Annotated in this window: 17 protein-coding genes; 9 read left to right on the plus strand and 8 right to left on the minus strand. The window is 58.4% G+C overall.

The features are described from left to right. Positions 1–49 precede the first annotated feature (49 nt). From VJ651_RS22475 to VJ651_RS22505, 7 genes are all read right to left on the minus strand, one after another. The gene (locus tag VJ651_RS22475; RefSeq protein WP_324109563.1) at positions 50–1,162 is read right to left on the minus strand and encodes a DUF3426 domain-containing protein; all 1,113 of its coding nucleotides are present in this window, start codon (positions 1,160–1,162) and stop codon (positions 50–52) included. 6 nt (positions 1,163–1,168) lie between these two features. Then, entirely contained in the window at positions 1,169–2,080 is a 912-nt protein-coding gene (gene prmA / locus VJ651_RS22480) for a 50S ribosomal protein L11 methyltransferase (protein ID WP_324109564.1), read from the minus strand. A gap of 13 nt (positions 2,081–2,093) precedes the next feature. Continuing rightward, positions 2,094–3,473 carry an acetyl-CoA carboxylase biotin carboxylase subunit gene (gene accC / locus VJ651_RS22485; RefSeq protein WP_324109565.1) on the minus strand — a complete coding sequence of 460 codons (1,380 nt, stop codon included), beginning with the start codon at positions 3,471–3,473 and terminating at the stop codon, positions 2,094–2,096. A 78-nt stretch (positions 3,474–3,551) separates the two neighbouring features. Further along, entirely contained in the window at positions 3,552–4,019 is a 468-nt protein-coding gene (gene accB / locus VJ651_RS22490; RefSeq protein WP_324109566.1) for an acetyl-CoA carboxylase biotin carboxyl carrier protein, read from the minus strand. Positions 4,020–4,099: 80 nt separating this feature from the next. Next, positions 4,100–4,537 carry a type II 3-dehydroquinate dehydratase gene (aroQ, locus tag VJ651_RS22495; RefSeq protein WP_324109567.1) on the minus strand — a complete coding sequence of 146 codons (438 nt, stop codon included), beginning with the start codon at positions 4,535–4,537 and terminating at the stop codon, positions 4,100–4,102. A gap of 83 nt (positions 4,538–4,620) precedes the next feature. Further along, complete coding sequence (locus VJ651_RS22500) at positions 4,621–5,142, minus strand: TlpA disulfide reductase family protein (protein WP_324109568.1); 522 nt, start codon at positions 5,140–5,142, stop codon at positions 4,621–4,623. Further along, complete coding sequence (locus VJ651_RS22505; protein WP_324109569.1) at positions 5,139–5,750, minus strand: hypothetical protein; 612 nt, start codon at positions 5,748–5,750, stop codon at positions 5,139–5,141. Before VJ651_RS22505 ends, VJ651_RS22500 begins: the two co-directional genes overlap by 4 nt. 218 nt (positions 5,751–5,968) lie before the next feature. Here VJ651_RS22505 and mpl point away from each other — a divergent pair, with 218 nt between their 5' ends. From mpl to corA, 9 genes are all read left to right on the plus strand, one after another. Next, positions 5,969–7,345, plus strand: a complete 1,377-nt coding sequence (mpl, locus tag VJ651_RS22510) for a UDP-N-acetylmuramate:L-alanyl-gamma-D-glutamyl-meso-diaminopimelate ligase (protein WP_324109570.1) — start codon at positions 5,969–5,971, stop codon at positions 7,343–7,345. Next, positions 7,342–7,926: a YqiA/YcfP family alpha/beta fold hydrolase gene (locus VJ651_RS22515; protein ID WP_324109571.1), complete on the plus strand. Its 585-nt coding sequence runs from the start codon at positions 7,342–7,344 to the stop codon at positions 7,924–7,926. The genes mpl and VJ651_RS22515 overlap by 4 nt, the downstream gene beginning before the upstream one ends. Beyond that, entirely contained in the window at positions 7,923–8,483 is a 561-nt protein-coding gene (locus VJ651_RS22520; protein ID WP_324109572.1) for a chorismate--pyruvate lyase family protein, read from the plus strand. The genes VJ651_RS22515 and VJ651_RS22520 overlap by 4 nt, the downstream gene beginning before the upstream one ends. 64 nt (positions 8,484–8,547) lie before the next feature. After that, complete coding sequence (locus VJ651_RS22525) at positions 8,548–10,536, plus strand: ribonuclease catalytic domain-containing protein (RefSeq protein WP_324109573.1); 1,989 nt, start codon at positions 8,548–8,550, stop codon at positions 10,534–10,536. A 70-nt stretch (positions 10,537–10,606) separates the two neighbouring features. Beyond that, positions 10,607–11,500, plus strand: coding sequence for a TonB C-terminal domain-containing protein (locus VJ651_RS22530; protein ID WP_414691378.1), 894 nt, complete (start codon positions 10,607–10,609; stop codon positions 11,498–11,500). After that, entirely contained in the window at positions 11,497–12,318 is an 822-nt protein-coding gene (gene aroE / locus VJ651_RS22535) for a shikimate dehydrogenase (RefSeq protein ID WP_324109574.1), read from the plus strand. The genes VJ651_RS22530 and aroE overlap by 4 nt, the downstream gene beginning before the upstream one ends. 4 nt (positions 12,319–12,322) lie before the next feature. Then, the gene (gene mtgA / locus VJ651_RS22540) at positions 12,323–13,018 is read left to right on the plus strand and encodes a monofunctional biosynthetic peptidoglycan transglycosylase (RefSeq protein ID WP_324109575.1); all 696 of its coding nucleotides are present in this window, start codon (positions 12,323–12,325) and stop codon (positions 13,016–13,018) included. A 17-nt stretch (positions 13,019–13,035) separates the two neighbouring features. Then, positions 13,036–13,449: a hypothetical protein gene (locus VJ651_RS22545; protein WP_324109576.1), complete on the plus strand. Its 414-nt coding sequence runs from the start codon at positions 13,036–13,038 to the stop codon at positions 13,447–13,449. A 335-nt stretch (positions 13,450–13,784) separates the two neighbouring features. Further along, positions 13,785–14,750: a magnesium/cobalt transporter CorA gene (corA, locus tag VJ651_RS22550; protein WP_324109577.1), complete on the plus strand. Its 966-nt coding sequence runs from the start codon at positions 13,785–13,787 to the stop codon at positions 14,748–14,750. Between the two features lie 39 nt (positions 14,751–14,789). On the opposite strand, the gene VJ651_RS22555 is transcribed toward corA, so the two are convergent. Next, positions 14,790–16,067, minus strand: coding sequence for a divalent metal cation transporter (locus VJ651_RS22555; RefSeq protein WP_324109578.1), 1,278 nt, complete (start codon positions 16,065–16,067; stop codon positions 14,790–14,792). Positions 16,068–16,231: the final 164 nt, after the last annotated feature.

The following is a 16,231-nucleotide window of genomic DNA, read 5'->3' on the forward strand; positions in this document are numbered from 1 at the left end:
ATAAAGAAGGGATTGTAAGGAACGAAGCAGAACGTTGCCTTCCAGCGCGTCAAGGATAAAACAGATACAAGCGGTAACCGGACGGCTTCAGTTGCGATACTTCAAAAAACAGTTTGATCGGCTGTTCCGATTTGGGAGCGAAGCCCTTTTGCCCCTCCTGAATAACTGACAAGTAGTCGCGCGGCACAAATACGCGACGCGCAATCGGTTTGTCGTTGCTGTCGTTGAGCGTCAGCTCGATATTCGGCCAGGCTTGCTCGGTCGCGCCATGATTGCGGAGCAGCGCGGTCAGGGTAAAGATATTGCTGTCCGCGCTGATGGTCTGCAATTCGCTGGATTCGATCGAGACATATTCGATTTGCGCCGGTAAGCCGACCCGGCAACCGATGTAGGCGCATGCTTCCGCCAGAACCGGTTTTGTTTGCGGGAACCAGGCTGCGATCTGGTCGCGGAATACATACGAGCCTTGGGCGACCACGCCGATCAGCAATAACACCGAACCGCCCGACATGACTATCCGCAGCAGGCGGCCGATGCGCTGCTTGCGTCGCCCCTGTTTGACGAAGCTGGGCTCTTCGTATTCGGCCGTATCGGCGGCGTCCAGTTCATCCGTTTCGAGGGATTCGGATTCCGACTTGTTGCGCCAGGGTTTGCTCTGGAGATCGTCGATTGCGCGCTCCACGGCGTCCGGTTCGTCCCGGCCAACCGGCTTGCCGCTTTCGTCCCTGATCGGACGCGCCTGCTCGTGGGTGAAATCCATCAGCGTCATGCGCAGCAGGGGATCCTGTGGCGTCGCATCACCGTCCTCAGCGGCTTGCGTGCCCTGTTCCTCCGATACGGCGGGCTCTGCCGGCATCTCGTCCGGTGCATGTGCTGATTCTTCGGGCGAAGATGCTTCCTTTTCCGCCTCCGGCAGGTTTGCAGTGGCAGTCTCGCTCGGCGGTAGCGCCTGCGGCGCGGGCTCGGGTTGCGATCCTTGGGGGGGCGGCACCGGTGCCGGTGTGCTCGGCGGCTCAAGATCATCTGGCCGCAGCAGGTTCTCGATACCGTTGAAGATCTGCTTGCAGGCGCCGCAGCGCACCAGGCCGGCGCGCAGCTTCAGTTGATCATGCGCGACCCGAAATGTCGTATGGCAATGCGGACATTGGGTTGCGAGTGCCATTGTGGTTTACGCGGTGCCGTCGGATTGGCCGGACAAGGCTATCCAGCCTTCATGTTCCGCCCACACCGACATCTTCATGAAGGGCGCGTACGCGGCTGCCACCTCGTCGGCCTGGCGCGCCAGAATTCCGGACAGCACCAGTTTGCCTCCGGCGGCGACGCGCGAGGTCAGCATCGGTGCCATCAGCTTCAGCGGGCTCGAAAGAATATTGGCGACCACGATATCAAAGCGTTGCGGATGGGAAGAGGTGGCAAATTCTTCGGGCAGATAATAGTCGATTTCGCAGTGATTACGCTCGCTGTTGTAGCGGGCGGACTCGATCGCCTGCGGATCGATATCGACGCCGATGACCTGCGCTGCGCCGAGTTTATTCGCGACCATCGCGAGGATGCCCGAACCGCAACCATAGTCGAGTACCGTCAGTCCCTGTGGCGCATGTGCTTCCAGCCATTCCATGCACAGCCGGGTCGTCGGGTGGCTGCCGGTGCCGAAGGCAAGACCGGGATCCAGCTCAAGAACCAGCCCGTTCGGGTCCGGCGCGTCATGCCAGCTCGGCACGACCCAGATGTTCTTGCCGATATGGATCGGTTCGAACTGCGATTGCGTCAGGCGCACCCAGTCCTGCTCCGCGACCGGCCGCAAGGAATAGTTTGGCGTTGCAACGCCGCACGCCACGGCTGCCTGGGAGACAATGGACGCATGATCCGCACCCTCGTCTGCAAGCGCCACGACGCGACTGCGCTCCCACGCAGCCTCGGCCGGTTCCATCCCGGGCTCGCCGAACAGCGGACGTTCGGCTTCGGTGCCTTCGTCCGCGTCTTCTACCGACACCGAGAGTGCGCCTGCATCCATTAATGCATCGGACAGGGTTTCTGCCTGGTCGCGCGCGACTTCGATGACGATTTCGGTCCAGCTCATGGGGGTACCTTGTTTACTTGGCCGTCTTGCCGCTTGCCTTTTGCAAGTCCGGCTTGTCGGCCAGCTTTTGTTCCAGATAATGAATATTGGTGCCGCCTTCGATGAAACGCGCGTCGACCATCAACTCGCGGTGCAAGGCGATGTTGGTCTGAATGCCTTCGACCACCATTTCCGACAGCGCAATCTGCATCCGGCGAATGGCCTGATCGCGCGTGGCACCATAGGAGATCACCTTGCCCACCATCGAATCATAGGTCGGCGGCACGAAATATCCTGCATAGGCGTGGGAATCGACACGAATGCCGGGGCCGCCCGGCGCATGCCACGCGATGATCCTTCCCGGGGACGGCGTGAACTTGAACGGATCTTCCGCGTTAATGCGGCATTCGATCGCGTGTCCGGAAAGTTCGATGTCTCGCTGGCGGAAGCGCAGCTTTTCGCCGGCCGCGACACGGATCTGTTCCTGCACTAGGTCGACGCCGGTGATCATTTCAGTCACCGGATGCTCCACCTGGATACGCGTGTTCATCTCGATGAAATAGAATTCGCCGTTTTCGTACAGGAATTCAAACGTGCCGGCACCGCGGTAGCCGATCTTGCGGCAAGCTTCCGCGCAGCGGTCGCCAATGCGCTCGATCAGTTTGCGCGGAATGCCCGGCGCCGGCGCTTCTTCGATCACTTTCTGATGGCGGCGCTGCATGGAGCAGTCGCGCTCGCCCAGCCAGACCGCGTTCTTGAACTCGTCGGCGAGCACCTGGATTTCCACGTGGCGCGGATTTTCCAGGAACTTCTCCATATAGACTTCCGGATTGCCGAATGCAGCGCCGGCTTCGGACTTGGTCATGGTGACCGCGTTCAGCAGTGCCGCCTCGGTGTGCACGACGCGCATCCCGCGTCCGCCGCCGCCGCCGGCTGCCTTGATAATGACCGGGTAGCCGATCTTGCGTGCGATGCGAATGACTTCCTTCGGATCTTCAGGCAACGCGCCTTCCGACCCGGGCACGCAGGGTACGCCGGCCTTGATCATTGCCTGCTTGGCGGACACCTTGTCGCCCATCAGGCGGATCGATTCCGGACGCGGGCCGATGAACACGAAGCCGGATTTCTCGACGCGCTCGGCGAAGTCGGCATTCTCGGAGAGGAAGCCGTAGCCAGGGTGAATTGCTTCAGCGTCGGTCACTTCCGCCGCGCTGATAATGGCTGGCATGTTGAGATAGCTTTGCGACGAGGGAGCCGGGCCGATACAGACCGACTCGTCGGCCAGCTTGACATACTTTGCTTCGCGGTCGGCTTCCGAGTGCACGACCACGGTTTTGATGCCCATTTCGCGGCAGGCGCGCTGGACACGCAGCGCGATTTCACCACGATTGGCAATGAGAATTTTTTCGAACATAGTGGAAGGAGTGATTCGTTAAGGGGCAGCGTTACCGGAAGTGCGCGGCACACTGGATAGCGGCCGAACGCGCAGCGCTTAACCGATCACAAACAACGGTTGGCCGAATTCCACCGGCTGGCCGTTTTCCACCAGGATTTGCTTGATCACGCCGGATGCATCGGCGTCGATCTCGTTGAGCAGTTTCATTGCTTCGATGATGCACAGCGTATCGCCTTCCTTGACGGTCGATCCGACCTCGACGAAGGGCGGATTGCCGGGGGCCGAAGCGCGATAGAAGGTGCCGACCATCGGGGACTTGACGATATGGCCTTCCGGCACGGCAGGTGCTGCTGCAACCGGAGCACTGGCCGCTTGTGGCGCGGCGGCGGACGGCGCCGAAACGGTTTGCGGCATCGAGTGCGGCTGCATCATCACGACCTGGCTTTGCGGCGCTCCGGAGGATTTGACGATACGGACTTTGCTTTCGCCCTCTGTGACTTCAAGTTCGGCGATATCTGATTCGGCAACGAGGTCGATCAGCGTTTTGAGTTTTCGTAGATCCATATGAAATCCCTCAGATTTATGTATTTATTGCAATCGGAATTCGCCGCAATTATAAGCGGTTCGCGGCAGAACGATAAAAATTACAACTTTTTGAGCGCGTAGTCGATCGCTGCGCCATACCCTTCGACTCCCAGTCCGCAGATCACGCCGACGGCGATTCCGGACAGGTAGGAGTGATGGCGAAACGTCTCGCGCTTGTGGATGTTGGAGATATGTACTTCGATAAAAGGAATGGCCACGCCCGCCAATGCATCGCGCAAGGCGACACTGGTATGCGTGAAGCCGCCCAGGTTGATGATGATCGCATCCACGCCCTCGGTTTTGGCGGCTTGAATGCGGTCGATCAGTGCGCCTTCATGGTTGCTCTGAAAACAGTCCAGCGTCGCGCCGGCAGCGCCCGCCTGCGCGGTCGCCGCACGCTCGATATCGGCGAGCGTCGTTGATCCATACACCTCCGGTTCACGTGTGCCCAGCAGATTCAGGTTCGGGCCATTGACCAGAAGAAGTTTTTTTGCCATGGAGATACAACTCCGTTTGACGAGGATGCCGCATTTTGCCGCCAAATGATGCTGATTGGCAAGGGAAAGATTTTTCGAAACAACTACAGTGACGCGAGCTCCTTTTTGAGCTCATTCATCTTCAGGCGACCGAGATAAGTCTTTTTTACTTGTCCATCGCGGCCTATCAACACTGTATAGGGCAAGCCGCCTGCCTGGTTGCCGAATTGGCGAGACAGCTCGGTACCACTTACCCCCGCTACAAAAAGAGGGTAGCGGATATGATATTTAGATGCAAATTCCGCGATGTTCGTGGCCGAATCAATGCCGATTCCCAGGATCTGGATTTTTTGGGGCTCAATTTCCGACTGCAGGGCGGATAACTCCGGCATTTCGTCTACGCAGGGTGTGCACCATGTTGCCCAAAAGTTAACGATCAGCGCCTGACCCTTCCACTGATCCAGATGCTGCGGTTTCCCGCTAATGTCGGGCATGGACTGGGACAGCAAATGTTCAACCGCGGACGCCTCGACCTTGTTCGAATTGGTTTGACGGTATCCGAAAAATACGCCGAGCAATGCAAACAGCACCGCTGCGATGCCGAATATTACAATATTCTTTTTCATGTTCCTTCTGTTTCCGCAATAAGCGTCCGAACCAAGCCCACACCGGCACGCGCAATCTTGCCTTCGGTCGAACCCTTGACGGCGCCGCGCAAGTCGTCCATTTCATACAAGGCAAGATGCACGCCTTCCTGTTGCCACATGAAACTGACGGTTTCGACGGGCTCTCCGTGTTTGAAGTGGGCGGTCTCGGACACTTCAAAATCCACATTCTTGTTAATCAGATATATTTCGACCTCCTTCGGGCTTTCGGCAAAGAGCTGCAAATGGATATCGGAATGCTCCCCGGCCGTCCCGTTAAGCACGGCGCCGGTCAGATAGGGTGAAAACGGGGCCAGTTCTTCCATGAGACGCAAGGCCAGTTTGCGAAGATGCAAGAGTCGGGCTGGCTGCGTATCGGAAAAAAAGAGCTCATTGTAGGCGCGCACTTCTTCTTCAATCTGTGCGTTGTCGGGCATGATTTCGCCGCGAATTTTCGCGTTTCCGAGGATCTGCTTGGCCGCCTTGCGCTTCGCGGTGGCATAGTCGGCTCCGTCTTCAGCGATCAGGCGAGCCGCGGCTGCGGCAATTTCCGCACGCAGCGTGTCTGTATTGCTTGTGTAATTGCTCATGGTATCGATGATACTCCGTAAGACCGACGAGGCCGACCGACATGGAAGGTCGCGGCGTTTGCATAGCCGCTGCTTGCGGCCGGTCGCCGATATTGTGCGGGTCGACGGATCACGGGTCAGGTAAAATCTCGGATCGGCTGAAAAATGATCCGGCGCTTCGTTGTTGGACTCCCTGTTTGGCGCTTCAGTCAGTTTTTTTATTCCATATTAAACAGCACATGCATATCCATATTCTCGGCATCTGCGGCACCTTCATGGGTGGACTCGCAGTGCTGGCCAAGGAGGCCGGGCATAAAGTCACCGGGTGCGACGCCAACGTCTATCCTCCGATGAGCACCCAGCTCCAGGCGCAAGGCATCGAACTGATCGAGGGTTTCGGTACTGACCAACTCAGTTTGCAGCCGGATCTTTACGTCGTTGGCAACGTCGTCTCGCGCGGCAATCCGCTGATGGAAGAGATCCTGAACCGCGGTTTGCCTTATACCTCCGGGCCTCAATGGATCGGCGAGTATATCCTGCGCAACAAGTGGGTGCTTGCCGTTGCTGGCACACATGGCAAGACGACCACCTCGTCCATGCTGGCATGGATTCTGGAGGAGGCTGGCTACCATCCCGGCTTTCTCATCGGTGGCGTGCCGATGAACTTCGGCATTTCCGCGCGCCTGTCCGGCAAGGCGACGGAGTCGAATTTCTTCGTGATCGAAGCCGACGAGTACGACACCGCGTTCTTCGACAAGCGCAGCAAGTTTGTTCATTACCGCCCGAAAACCGCGATCCTGAACAACCTGGAATACGACCACGCGGATATCTTTCCAGATCTCGCAGCGATTGAAACCCAGTTCCACCACCTGGTTCGCACGGTCCCGCGCGTGGGGCGATTGATTGTCAACGGACGCGAAGAGTCCCTGCAACGCGTGATCGCACGCGGTTGCTGGAGTGAAAACGAATGGTTCGGCGTCAGCGGTGCTGCGGGCTGGGCGCTCAAGGAGCATGAAGACGGCAGCTTCGATGTGCGTTTCAACGGCGAAATTCAGGGAACAGTGGACTGGTCCCTGACCGGAGAGCACAATCGTCTGAACGCACTCGCGTCGATTGCTGCCGCCCGCCATGTTGGCGTGCCGCCTGCACTGGCGATCGAGGCTTTGTCGAAGTTTGAAAACGTGAAGCGCCGCATGGAAGTGCGCGGCAGCGTGAATGACATTACCGTGTATGACGACTTCGCACATCACCCGACTGCGATTGCGACGACCGTGGGCGGCTTGCGCAAGAAGGTTGGTGACGCCCGCATCCTGGCAGTACTGGAGCCACGGTCGAACACGATGAAACTTGGGACCATGAAGGATGCCTTGCCCGGCAGCCTGGTCGACGCCGATCTGGTGTTCGGATATGGCGCCAAGTCGGGCAAGGACGCGCTTGGATGGAATCTGGGTGAGGCGCTGTCGCCCCTGGGCGCGAAGGCAGATGCTTACGATGAGTTGAACACGCTGGTGCAGGCGATCGTCAAGGCGGCGCAGCCGGGTGATCACATTCTGGTGATGAGCAACGGCGGTTTCGGCGGCGTGCATCAGAAGATTCTGGACGCGCTGGCGCAATGATTCTGTATCTGCACGGTTTTCGTTCGTCGCCGCTATCGTTCAAGGCGCGACTGCTGGCGCAGCGGATGCGGGAACTGGGACGCATCGATGAATTCCATTGCCCGCAGCTGCCGGCATCACCGCGTGGAGCGATTGCGCTGGCCACGGAAATTGCGAGCAAGGTCGCGCCAGGACAGCTTACCTTGATCGGATCGTCACTCGGCGGCTATTACGCAACCTGGCTTGCGGAACGTATCGGCTGTCGCGCGATATTGCTGAATCCCGCGGTCAAGCCGCCACGAGAGCTGGAAAAATATGTCGGCGTGACCACCGCTTACCATACGGATGAGCCGTTCGAGTTCAAGCAGGAATATGTCGACGAACTGAAAGCGCTCGCCATAGAAAAGATCACGCGCCCGGAACGATATTTCCTGGTGGCGGCAACCGGGGACGAGCTGCTCGACTGGCGCGAGATGTCCGCGCATTATCCCGGTGCGAGGCAATGCATCATCCAGGGCAGCGATCACGGTATTTCGGAATTCGCCGACTACGTCGACCAGGTGCTGGCATTCTGCGGAATCGGACCGGGAGCGGCTGCGTGAGGTTTGATTCGATCGGGTACGCGCGCTGGTGCAATCACGTCAACGGTGTCAATCCGACGCCCGAGATGCGAAGCTGGCTTACGGATACGGTGTCGCTGACGCAGAAGTTGGTGGCGCGCAGCAGTCATTTTCGTGTTCGCCGCTTGCGACAGGAGCACGCCTTGTGTCTGGCCGATGAATTTGCGCAGCTTGATTTGCCGCGGCGCGCGCGCGTGCAGGAACGCGAAGTATTGCTCCAATGCGATGGCCGTCCGATGGTGTATGGTCACACCGTCGTGCCGTTGAGCGCGACGGCTTCGGATTGGCCGTTTTTCGGCACGCTTGGCGAACGTTCGCTTGGTACCACGTTGTTCGGCGATCCGCGCGTGCAGCGAGGCAAGCTGCAGTACGCCCGGCTGCGTGCCCGTCATCCTCTGGCACGTCGTGCGCGCGCGGCAATTGGCGGCGAGGACTTTGCTTCGCCCTTGTTTGCACGTCGCTGCCTCTACCGCCGGGAGAACGGCGTGCTGCTCGTGACCGAACTATTCTTGCCCGCGATCGCCGAACTCGCGGAGTAAAGCACACAAACGCGATAACATCGCGCCCTTAACGATTTGACTCGCTGAAAAGCAAAAACAAGCAATGAATCTATTTTTCGAGGAATCAGGCGACTTCAAGGCCGGCAGCGTCTTGCAACAGCAAGGCGAGGCGTATCAGGTCGAGATGCAAACCGGCAAGCGCACCAAGGTCAAGGCGCGCGATGTGCTTCTGCAGTTTGCTTCTCCCGAGCCCGCGCAATTGCTGATCGAAGCGCAAGCGATCGCTGATGACATCGACCTGGACTTCCTGTGGGAAGTGGCGGGCGAGGAAGAATTCAGTTTTGGCGACTTGGGTACGGAGTATTTCGGCCATGCACCCAAGCCGCAGGAAGCTGCGGGGTTGCTTCTGCGCTTGCATAACGCACCGATCTATTTCTACAAGAAGGGGAAAGGCCGCTATAAAGCGGCGCCCGAGACATCGCTGAAAGCGGCACTGGCCGGCATCGAAAAGAAGAAACAGCAGGCCGCGGTGCAGGCGCAGTATGTCGAAGAATTGAAATCGCGTCATTTGCCTGAGGCGTTCAAGCCGATCGCACTACAGCTCCTGTTCAAGCCTGACAAGAATAGTATCGAATACAAGGCACTGGACGCCGCGTGCTCCGACTTGCAGACCACACCGCAACGACTGATGCTGGAGGTGGGCGGCATTGGAACGCCAAAGCAATTGCACTTGGCTAAATTTCTCTTTGAATATTTTCCGAAGGGGACCGGCTTCCCGCCGATCGCTATTCCGAGCGTCTCGTCCCTGCCGCTTGCTGACGTGCGGGCCTTCTCCATTGACGATGTAACAACGACCGAGATCGACGATGCACTCTCGGTCGTACATACGGCCGACGGCAAGGTGCGAATCGGCATTCATATTGCGGCGCCGGCTCTCGGCATCAAGCGCGCCGATGCAATTGACGCGATCGCGCGCCAGCGCCTGTCGACGGTCTATATCCCGGGCGACAAGATCACCATGCTGCCTGACGAACTGGTCGAATCGTTTACTCTCGCCGAAGGCAAAACCTGCCCGGCATTGTCGCTCTACGCGACACTGGATCCGACAGACTGGTCGGTGCTATCGACGGAAACCCGGGCCGAAGCGGTACCGATCGCGGTCAATTTGCGTCACAACGATCTGGATGAAATCGTCACCGAAGAAAACCTGGCCGCCGGTGCGGGCGAATATCCGCACAAGGCAGATATCGCGCTGCTATGGCAGTGGGCGCAAGTGCTCGAAAAAGCGCGCATGGCCAAGCGCGAGAGTTTCGGCCTGAAACCGGAGCAGACCAACCGCGTCGATTTCAATTTCTATGTCGAGGATGAAGTCGTGACCATTGTGCGTCGCAAGCGCGGTGCGCCGCTCGACAAGATCGTGGCTGAACTGATGATCTTCGCGAACAGCACCTGGGGCAAGCTGATGCATGACCATGGACTGCCTGGCATTTATCGCAGCCAGGGCGGCGGCGGAGGCGGCTGGGCGGCCAAGATGCAGGTGCGCATGGTGACGCACGCCGCGCCGCACCAGGGGTTGGGCGTGGACCAGTATGCGTGGAGTACTTCGCCATTGCGACGCTATACCGACCTGGTCAATCAATGGCAGATCCTGGCTTGCGTAGAACATGGCGTCACCGCGCCGCTGGTGGCACCATTCAAGCCGAAGGACGCCGACCTGTTTGCGATTGTCTCCGCATTTGACGCCGCATACGCGGCATATGCCGATTTCCAGAACAACATGGAACGCTATTGGTGTCTGCGCTGGCTGGCGCAAGAAAATGCGAAGCATGTCGATGCGGTCGTGTTGAAGGACGAGGTCCTTCGCCTGGTGGATATTCCGCTCATCATTCGACTGTCCGGCATGCCGCAAGCGCCGCGCGGCACGCAAGTCAGGCTGGGCCTGATCCGCTGGGATGAAATTGATTTGACCGTGGAAGCAAGGCTGATCGAAATGACAACCGGGCGCACGGCGGAAATCGACGCTGCAGTGGTGGAAGATGAAGAAATCGCCATTAGTGAGACAGAGGCAGACGCGGAATCCGTGCAGGAGTGAAAAGTTCGCTTAACGGCGCCGGGCTTTATCGTAAAATTCAAAGCTTCTGCAATTGCTGGATTGTTTGGGCGTGATGCTACTTTCTGAAAACCGCACGTTGTCCATCGCTGTCGCAGCGTCGGTATTGGTGCATGGCGCGCTGCTGGCGGTGCGATTCGCGGCACCCGACGCCTTTCAATTCAAGCCGATGGATCCGGGTCTGGAAGTCATTCTTGTCAATGCCAAGCATGACAAGAAACCGATCAAGGCCGAGGCGCTAGCGCAAGCCAATCTCGATGGCGGCGGCAATGCCGATGCAGGCCGTTCGAAGTCGCCCTTGCCGGATATGCGCAAGACCGAGAACGGCGAGGGATTGCAAGCCATTCAACGCCGCATCGAAGAGCTGGAAAAGCAGCAGCGCATGCTGGCCCATCTGAACAGAAAATCCCCATTCGCGACCACGAAGGACCCCGTCAAGCCAAGGGAATCGCGGTCGAAACAGGATGCCGTCGATGCGGCTGACAGCGACAGCGCGATCGCGCGGCGCGAGGCGGAAATTTCCAGGCGCATCGAGGATGAAAACAAGCGGCCGAAAAAAACCTTCATTTCTCCCAGCACGCGCGAAGTGGGCTACGCCATGTATTTCGACAGCGTGCGCCAGCGTATCGAAAAGTTCGGCACCTTGAATTTCCCGCAAAAAGACGGCAAGAAGCTCTACGGCGAGCTGACAATGTCGATCTCGATTTTCCAGGACGGGAAGATCTACACCAAAGACCGGGACGAAGGCATTACCGTCGAGCGCTCCTCCGGCAATCCCGCGCTCGATGAGGCGGCGCGGCGTATCGTTCGTCGCGCGGCGCCGTTCGGGGCCTTCGCAAAGAACATGCGGTCGGCCGACAAGGATGATGTCTGGGTGATGACGACACGTTTCAAATTCACACGCGACGATGCGCTCGAGGCGCAACTGCAAGGGGGAATCAATTGATTGGCGTACCGGATCGCTACACGGTAATCGGCAACCCGATTGCGCACAGCAAATCCCCGGAAATCCATGCGCGTTTCGCAGCGCAGACCGGACAGGAATTAACCTATGAGCGCGTGCTTGCACCGCTCGACGGTTTCGCGCGGACGGTCCGGGATTTGATTGTGCAAGGCGTGAAGGGGGCGAATGTTACCCTGCCGTTCAAACTGGAGGCGTATGCGCTGGCCGATTCGCTCACCGAACGAGCGAAGGCGGCTGGCGCTGTCAACACCTTGTCCTTCGAGGGCGGAATCATCGGCGGTGATAACACGGACGGCGCAGGACTGGTCCGGGATATCGTCGTCAATGCCGGCGTGAGCATCAAGGGCAAGAGCGTTCTTCTGCTTGGCGCCGGCGGTGCTGCGCGCGGTGTGTTGTTGCCGATTCTGAACGAGCATCCAGTCGAGATCGTGATCGCCAACCGCACCGTGGGGAAAGCCGCCGAGCTCGCCGCGCAGTTTTCGAACCGCGGACCGGTGACTTCCAGCAGTTTCGAGGCGCTGCAGCGGCGATTCGATATAGTCATCAACGCCACGTCCGCGAGCCTTGCGGACGATGTGCCGCCGATTGCGCCCCTGGTCGTCGGCGGCAATGCATTTGCCTACGACATGATGTACGGGAAGGCACCGACTGTTTTCATGCGCTTCGCGGAGCAGCACGGCGCACGCGTGCGCGATGGCCTGGGCATGCTGGTCGAGCAGGCCGCGGAGTCTTTCTTCATCTGGCGCGGCGTGCGCCCGGATACCGCGCCTGTATACGCGGACCTGCGCGCCAAACTGTAAGCGCATGAAGACCCTGCGCAAGTTGCTTCTATGGCTTGTGTTTGCCCCGATCGCCATCGTGCTCGCGATGCAGCTCTATTTCGCCCTGCAGATCTGGTGGTGGGTCGACCACAATCCGACCTCGACCAGCTTCATGGACCGGCAGCTTTCACTGCTGCGCGAGAGAGATCCGAAAGCCCGCTTGAAGCACAAGTGGGTTCCCTACGACCGCATTTCGAATAATCTCAAGCGCGCCATCATCGCCTCCGAAGATTCGCATTTCTCGGAACATGAAGGCGTTGACTGGGAGGCCATGCAAAAGGCGTACGAGAAAAATGCGAAGAAAGGCAAGGTGGTCGCCGGCGGCTCCACCATCACCCAGCAGCTTGCCAAGAACCTGTTTCTGTCGGGCGAGCGCAGCTATTTGCGCAAGGGGCAGGAAGTCGTGATCACCTACATGCTCGAGTACATGATGGACAAGGAGCGAATCTTCGAAATCTATCTCAATGTGGTCGAGTGGGGCGTGGGTGTATTCGGAGCCGAAGCGGCGGCGCAGCATTATTACGGCGTATCGGCGGCGAGCCTGAGCGCCGCACAGGCAGCGCGGCTGGCAGTGATGTTGCCAAAACCTCGCTTTTACGACAAGAATCGTGGATCATCCTATCTGGCGCGCCGCACCGATTTGATCTTGCGGCGCATGGGAGCGGCCGAACTGCCTTGAAAGGAAGGGGAGCGCACATGCAGGTGAAGTATCAGCGGGGTGAGTTGAGCTTGTTTTGGGCAGCCGTATTCGTCGGTGCGGTTGCACTCGCCGCGATGGTCGCACTGATGTCGGCGCGTCATGAGCGCAATTATTTTTCCGAAGCGTGGAAGCGCGCCACGAAGACCGAAGCCGGTCAGGCCCTGCAGCAAACCCAGAAGGTAGTCGAAAAGGCAGCCAAGCCAGAGGCGGCGGCGATTCGCAAGTGTATGGTGGACGGCAAGCCGGTCTATTCCAATGTCGAATGCGATACCAAGAACCCGACCAGCCGCAAGGTCGAGCTGCATGATACGAGTGGCATCGATGCGCCGAAGGTTTCGGTTCCTGCTGCTTCGCAAATGGACGCACCCCAAAACATGCAGGAAAAGATGATTGAAAAGGCGACCCGCTAGACCTGATTCTGCCGCCTCGTTTATGTGCAGGAATTTCTCGCCGGCGCCAAGCGTGACCCTTGCCTGCTGCCATCGATATCAGTACACTTGCGCTGTTTTCGTTTCCGGAGACCCGTCTTGGGTAGCCCTAGTACACATTGTTTGCCGTCATCCGACGGCCAAACGGCGAGATAGCGCTTTCTTCGCACGCTTCCCAAAGCGCCTCTCGCCATTAACTGGTGGGTGGGCGCGTCCTGGCCAACTTCGCGGCCGCGTTCCCTGTAATTCAATCTACCTGCGGGTACCCGCCGCAGGTTGGCTGCGCCATTACAAGACCGGTGCGGCCGGGAGAACACATGATTAATGTATTCGTCTTGCAGAATGGACGACTGAACCAGGTCAATATCGAGACCAGGAACGACCTGGAGAATGTCGCGCCGGTCTGGGTCGATCTCACTGATCCGAACGACGATGAGCGCGCGTGGGTGAAAAGCATTTACGGCGTCACTCTGCCGGGTGAAGACGAAGTCAAGGACATCGAGGCGTCCGCCCGCTACTATGAGGCGGAAAACGGTGACTTGCATCTGCGCACCGACTTCCTGCTCGAGGAAGATGATGGACCTTCGCGCGTCATCACCGTGGCGTTCATTCTTGCCAGGAACATGCTGTTCTCGGTGCATACCGACGATTTGCCGGTGTTCAGACTGGTGCGCATGCGGGCGCGTTCGCGTCCCGGTTCGATCGTCGACTACAAGGATGTGTTGCTCGATTTGTATGCAACCGACGCCGAGTATTCGGCGGATGCGCTCGAAGGCATTTACCAGAACCTGGAAGACGTCAGCCGCAGCGTGCTGCAAAAAGAGCTCACCGACCAGGACGCTGCTGCTGCGCTGAATGCGATTGCGCAGGAAGAAGACTTGAACGGCCGCATCCGTCGCAACATGATGGATACGCGGCGTGCGGTGAGTTTCCTGATGCGTGGTCGCCTGCTGAATGGCGAACAATTCGAAGAAGCGCGCCAGATTCTGCGCGATATCGAATCGCTGGACGGACACACCGCCTTCCTTTTCGACAAGATCAACTTCCTGATGGATGCGACTGTCGGCTTCATCAACATCAACCAGAACAAGATCATCAAGATCTTCTCGGTGGCGTCTGTCGCGTTCCTGCCGCCGACCCTGATTGCCAGCATTTACGGGATGAACTTCGAGATCCTGCCGGAACTGAAGTGGACCTTGGGGTACCCGTTTTCGATCGGGTTGATGGTGATTAGCGCCGTGGCGCCGTTTTGGTATTTCCGCCGTCGCGGCTGGCTCAAGTAATCCTGCTCTTCCAGGCGCAAAGCGCGCCTGGAAGCATTGCTACATCGTCACAAACATGGCGACCACGGCGGCCAGCATGATTGCAACGCCGATCCACCCGATCAGGGTATGCCGGCGTGACAGCGTGAATCTTCCCATCACGCGTGACTCGTGTGCCAGCAGCATCATGACGATCATGATCGGCACCGCGATTACGCCATTGATCAGCGCGGCCCAGAACAGTTCCTTGATCGGGTCGGCAGGCGTGAAGTTGAGCAGCATGCCTCCCACCGTCGCGAGCGAAATGATCGCGTAGAACTCGCGTGCCTCCAGAATCTTCAGATCCATTCCATTCGACCAGCGAAAGCTCTCCGTCACCGCATAGGCTGCCGACCCGGCGAGCACTGGAATTGCCAGCATGCCCGTTCCGATAATGCCGAGCGCGAATAGTGCAAACGCAAATTCGCCTGCCACAGGCCGCAATGCCTCGGCCGCCTGGGCTGAAGTCTGGATGTTGGTAACTCCATGCGCCGCCAGTGTTGCGGCCGTGGTGAGGATGATGCAGAACGCCACCAGGTTCGAGAAACCCATTCCGATGAATGTATCGATCTTGATCCGCTTCATATGCGCGGCATAGTCCTCGGTTTCCGTATAGGCGGTCTTGTTCGAGGAACCAGAGCGCAATTCTTCCACTTCCTGCGATGCCTGCCAGAAGAACAGGTAAGGACTGATCGTGGTTCCGAATACGGCAACGATCAGCGTGATCGAGTCGTTATTCCATTCAAAGTGCGGCAGCAGGGTGCGAAGCGCCACTTCGCTCCATTGCACATGGATTGCGAACATGGTTGCCACGTAAGCCAGCAGGCCCAAGGTCAGCCATTTCAGGTATTTCACGTACTTGCGGTACGGCAGGAATATCTGCAGCGACAGACACAGGAATCCAAAGCCGAGTGAATAGATGTGGGCCGAGCCGGTTCCGACCATCAACCGCGCGGCTTCACCCATGGCGGCGACATCGGCGGCGATATTGATGATGTTTGCCGCCAGTAGTAAAAGCACGATGCCATACACCAGCCAGGACGGGTAGAAACGCCGGATATTGGCCGCAAGCCCTTTGCCGGTGACGCAGCCGATCCGGGCCGACACCATCTGAATGCCGACCATGAACGGATAGGTCAGCACGACCGTCCATAACATGTTGAAACCGAATTGGGCGCCGGCCTGCGAATAGGTGGCAATGCCGGACGGATCATCGTCCGCCGCACCGGTGATCAAACCGGGGCCAAGAGCTTTGAAAGCGCCGCTTTTCGTGAAACGGGAATAGAGTTTTCTGACCATGCTGGCCTCCGCAAAACATCTGCGGCCAGCCGGGAGGGAGCCGCGATTATGTCAGATCGGGTAAAGGGTAACTGTCCATTGCCGGCGGAGTTTACCAGTGATTGCTTGCGCGTCGTCGCAAAAATTGTTTCAGAAAATGAAGGGCCTGATGGACAGGCCCTTCC

Source organism: Noviherbaspirillum sp. (assembly GCF_035254865.1).
GTDB lineage: Bacteria > Pseudomonadota > Gammaproteobacteria > Burkholderiales > Burkholderiaceae_D > Noviherbaspirillum.

Coding starts and splice junctions, on each gene's coding strand:
- mpl (WP_324109570.1), top strand. CDS start 5,969: ATGCATATCCATATTCTCGGCATCTGCGGCACCTTCATGGGTGGACTC.
- VJ651_RS22515 (WP_324109571.1), top strand. CDS start 7,342: ATGATTCTGTATCTGCACGGTTTTCGTTCGTCGCCGCTATCGTTCAAG.
- corA (WP_324109577.1), top strand. CDS start 13,785: ATGATTAATGTATTCGTCTTGCAGAATGGACGACTGAACCAGGTCAAT.
- VJ651_RS22505 (WP_324109569.1), bottom strand. CDS start 5,750: ATGAGCAATTACACAAGCAATACAGACACGCTGCGTGCGGAAATTGCC.
- aroQ (WP_324109567.1), bottom strand. CDS start 4,537: ATGGCAAAAAAACTTCTTCTGGTCAATGGCCCGAACCTGAATCTGCTG.
- accB (WP_324109566.1), bottom strand. CDS start 4,019: ATGGATCTACGAAAACTCAAAACGCTGATCGACCTCGTTGCCGAATCA.
- VJ651_RS22545 (WP_324109576.1), top strand. CDS start 13,036: ATGCAGGTGAAGTATCAGCGGGGTGAGTTGAGCTTGTTTTGGGCAGCC.
- VJ651_RS22475 (WP_324109563.1), bottom strand. CDS start 1,162: ATGGCACTCGCAACCCAATGTCCGCATTGCCATACGACATTTCGGGTC.
- prmA (WP_324109564.1), bottom strand. CDS start 2,080: ATGAGCTGGACCGAAATCGTCATCGAAGTCGCGCGCGACCAGGCAGAA.
- accC (WP_324109565.1), bottom strand. CDS start 3,473: ATGTTCGAAAAAATTCTCATTGCCAATCGTGGTGAAATCGCGCTGCGT.
- mtgA (WP_324109575.1), top strand. CDS start 12,323: ATGAAGACCCTGCGCAAGTTGCTTCTATGGCTTGTGTTTGCCCCGATC.
- VJ651_RS22500 (WP_324109568.1), bottom strand. CDS start 5,142: ATGAAAAAGAATATTGTAATATTCGGCATCGCAGCGGTGCTGTTTGCA.
- VJ651_RS22525 (WP_324109573.1), top strand. CDS start 8,548: ATGAATCTATTTTTCGAGGAATCAGGCGACTTCAAGGCCGGCAGCGTC.
- VJ651_RS22555 (WP_324109578.1), bottom strand. CDS start 16,067: ATGGTCAGAAAACTCTATTCCCGTTTCACGAAAAGCGGCGCTTTCAAA.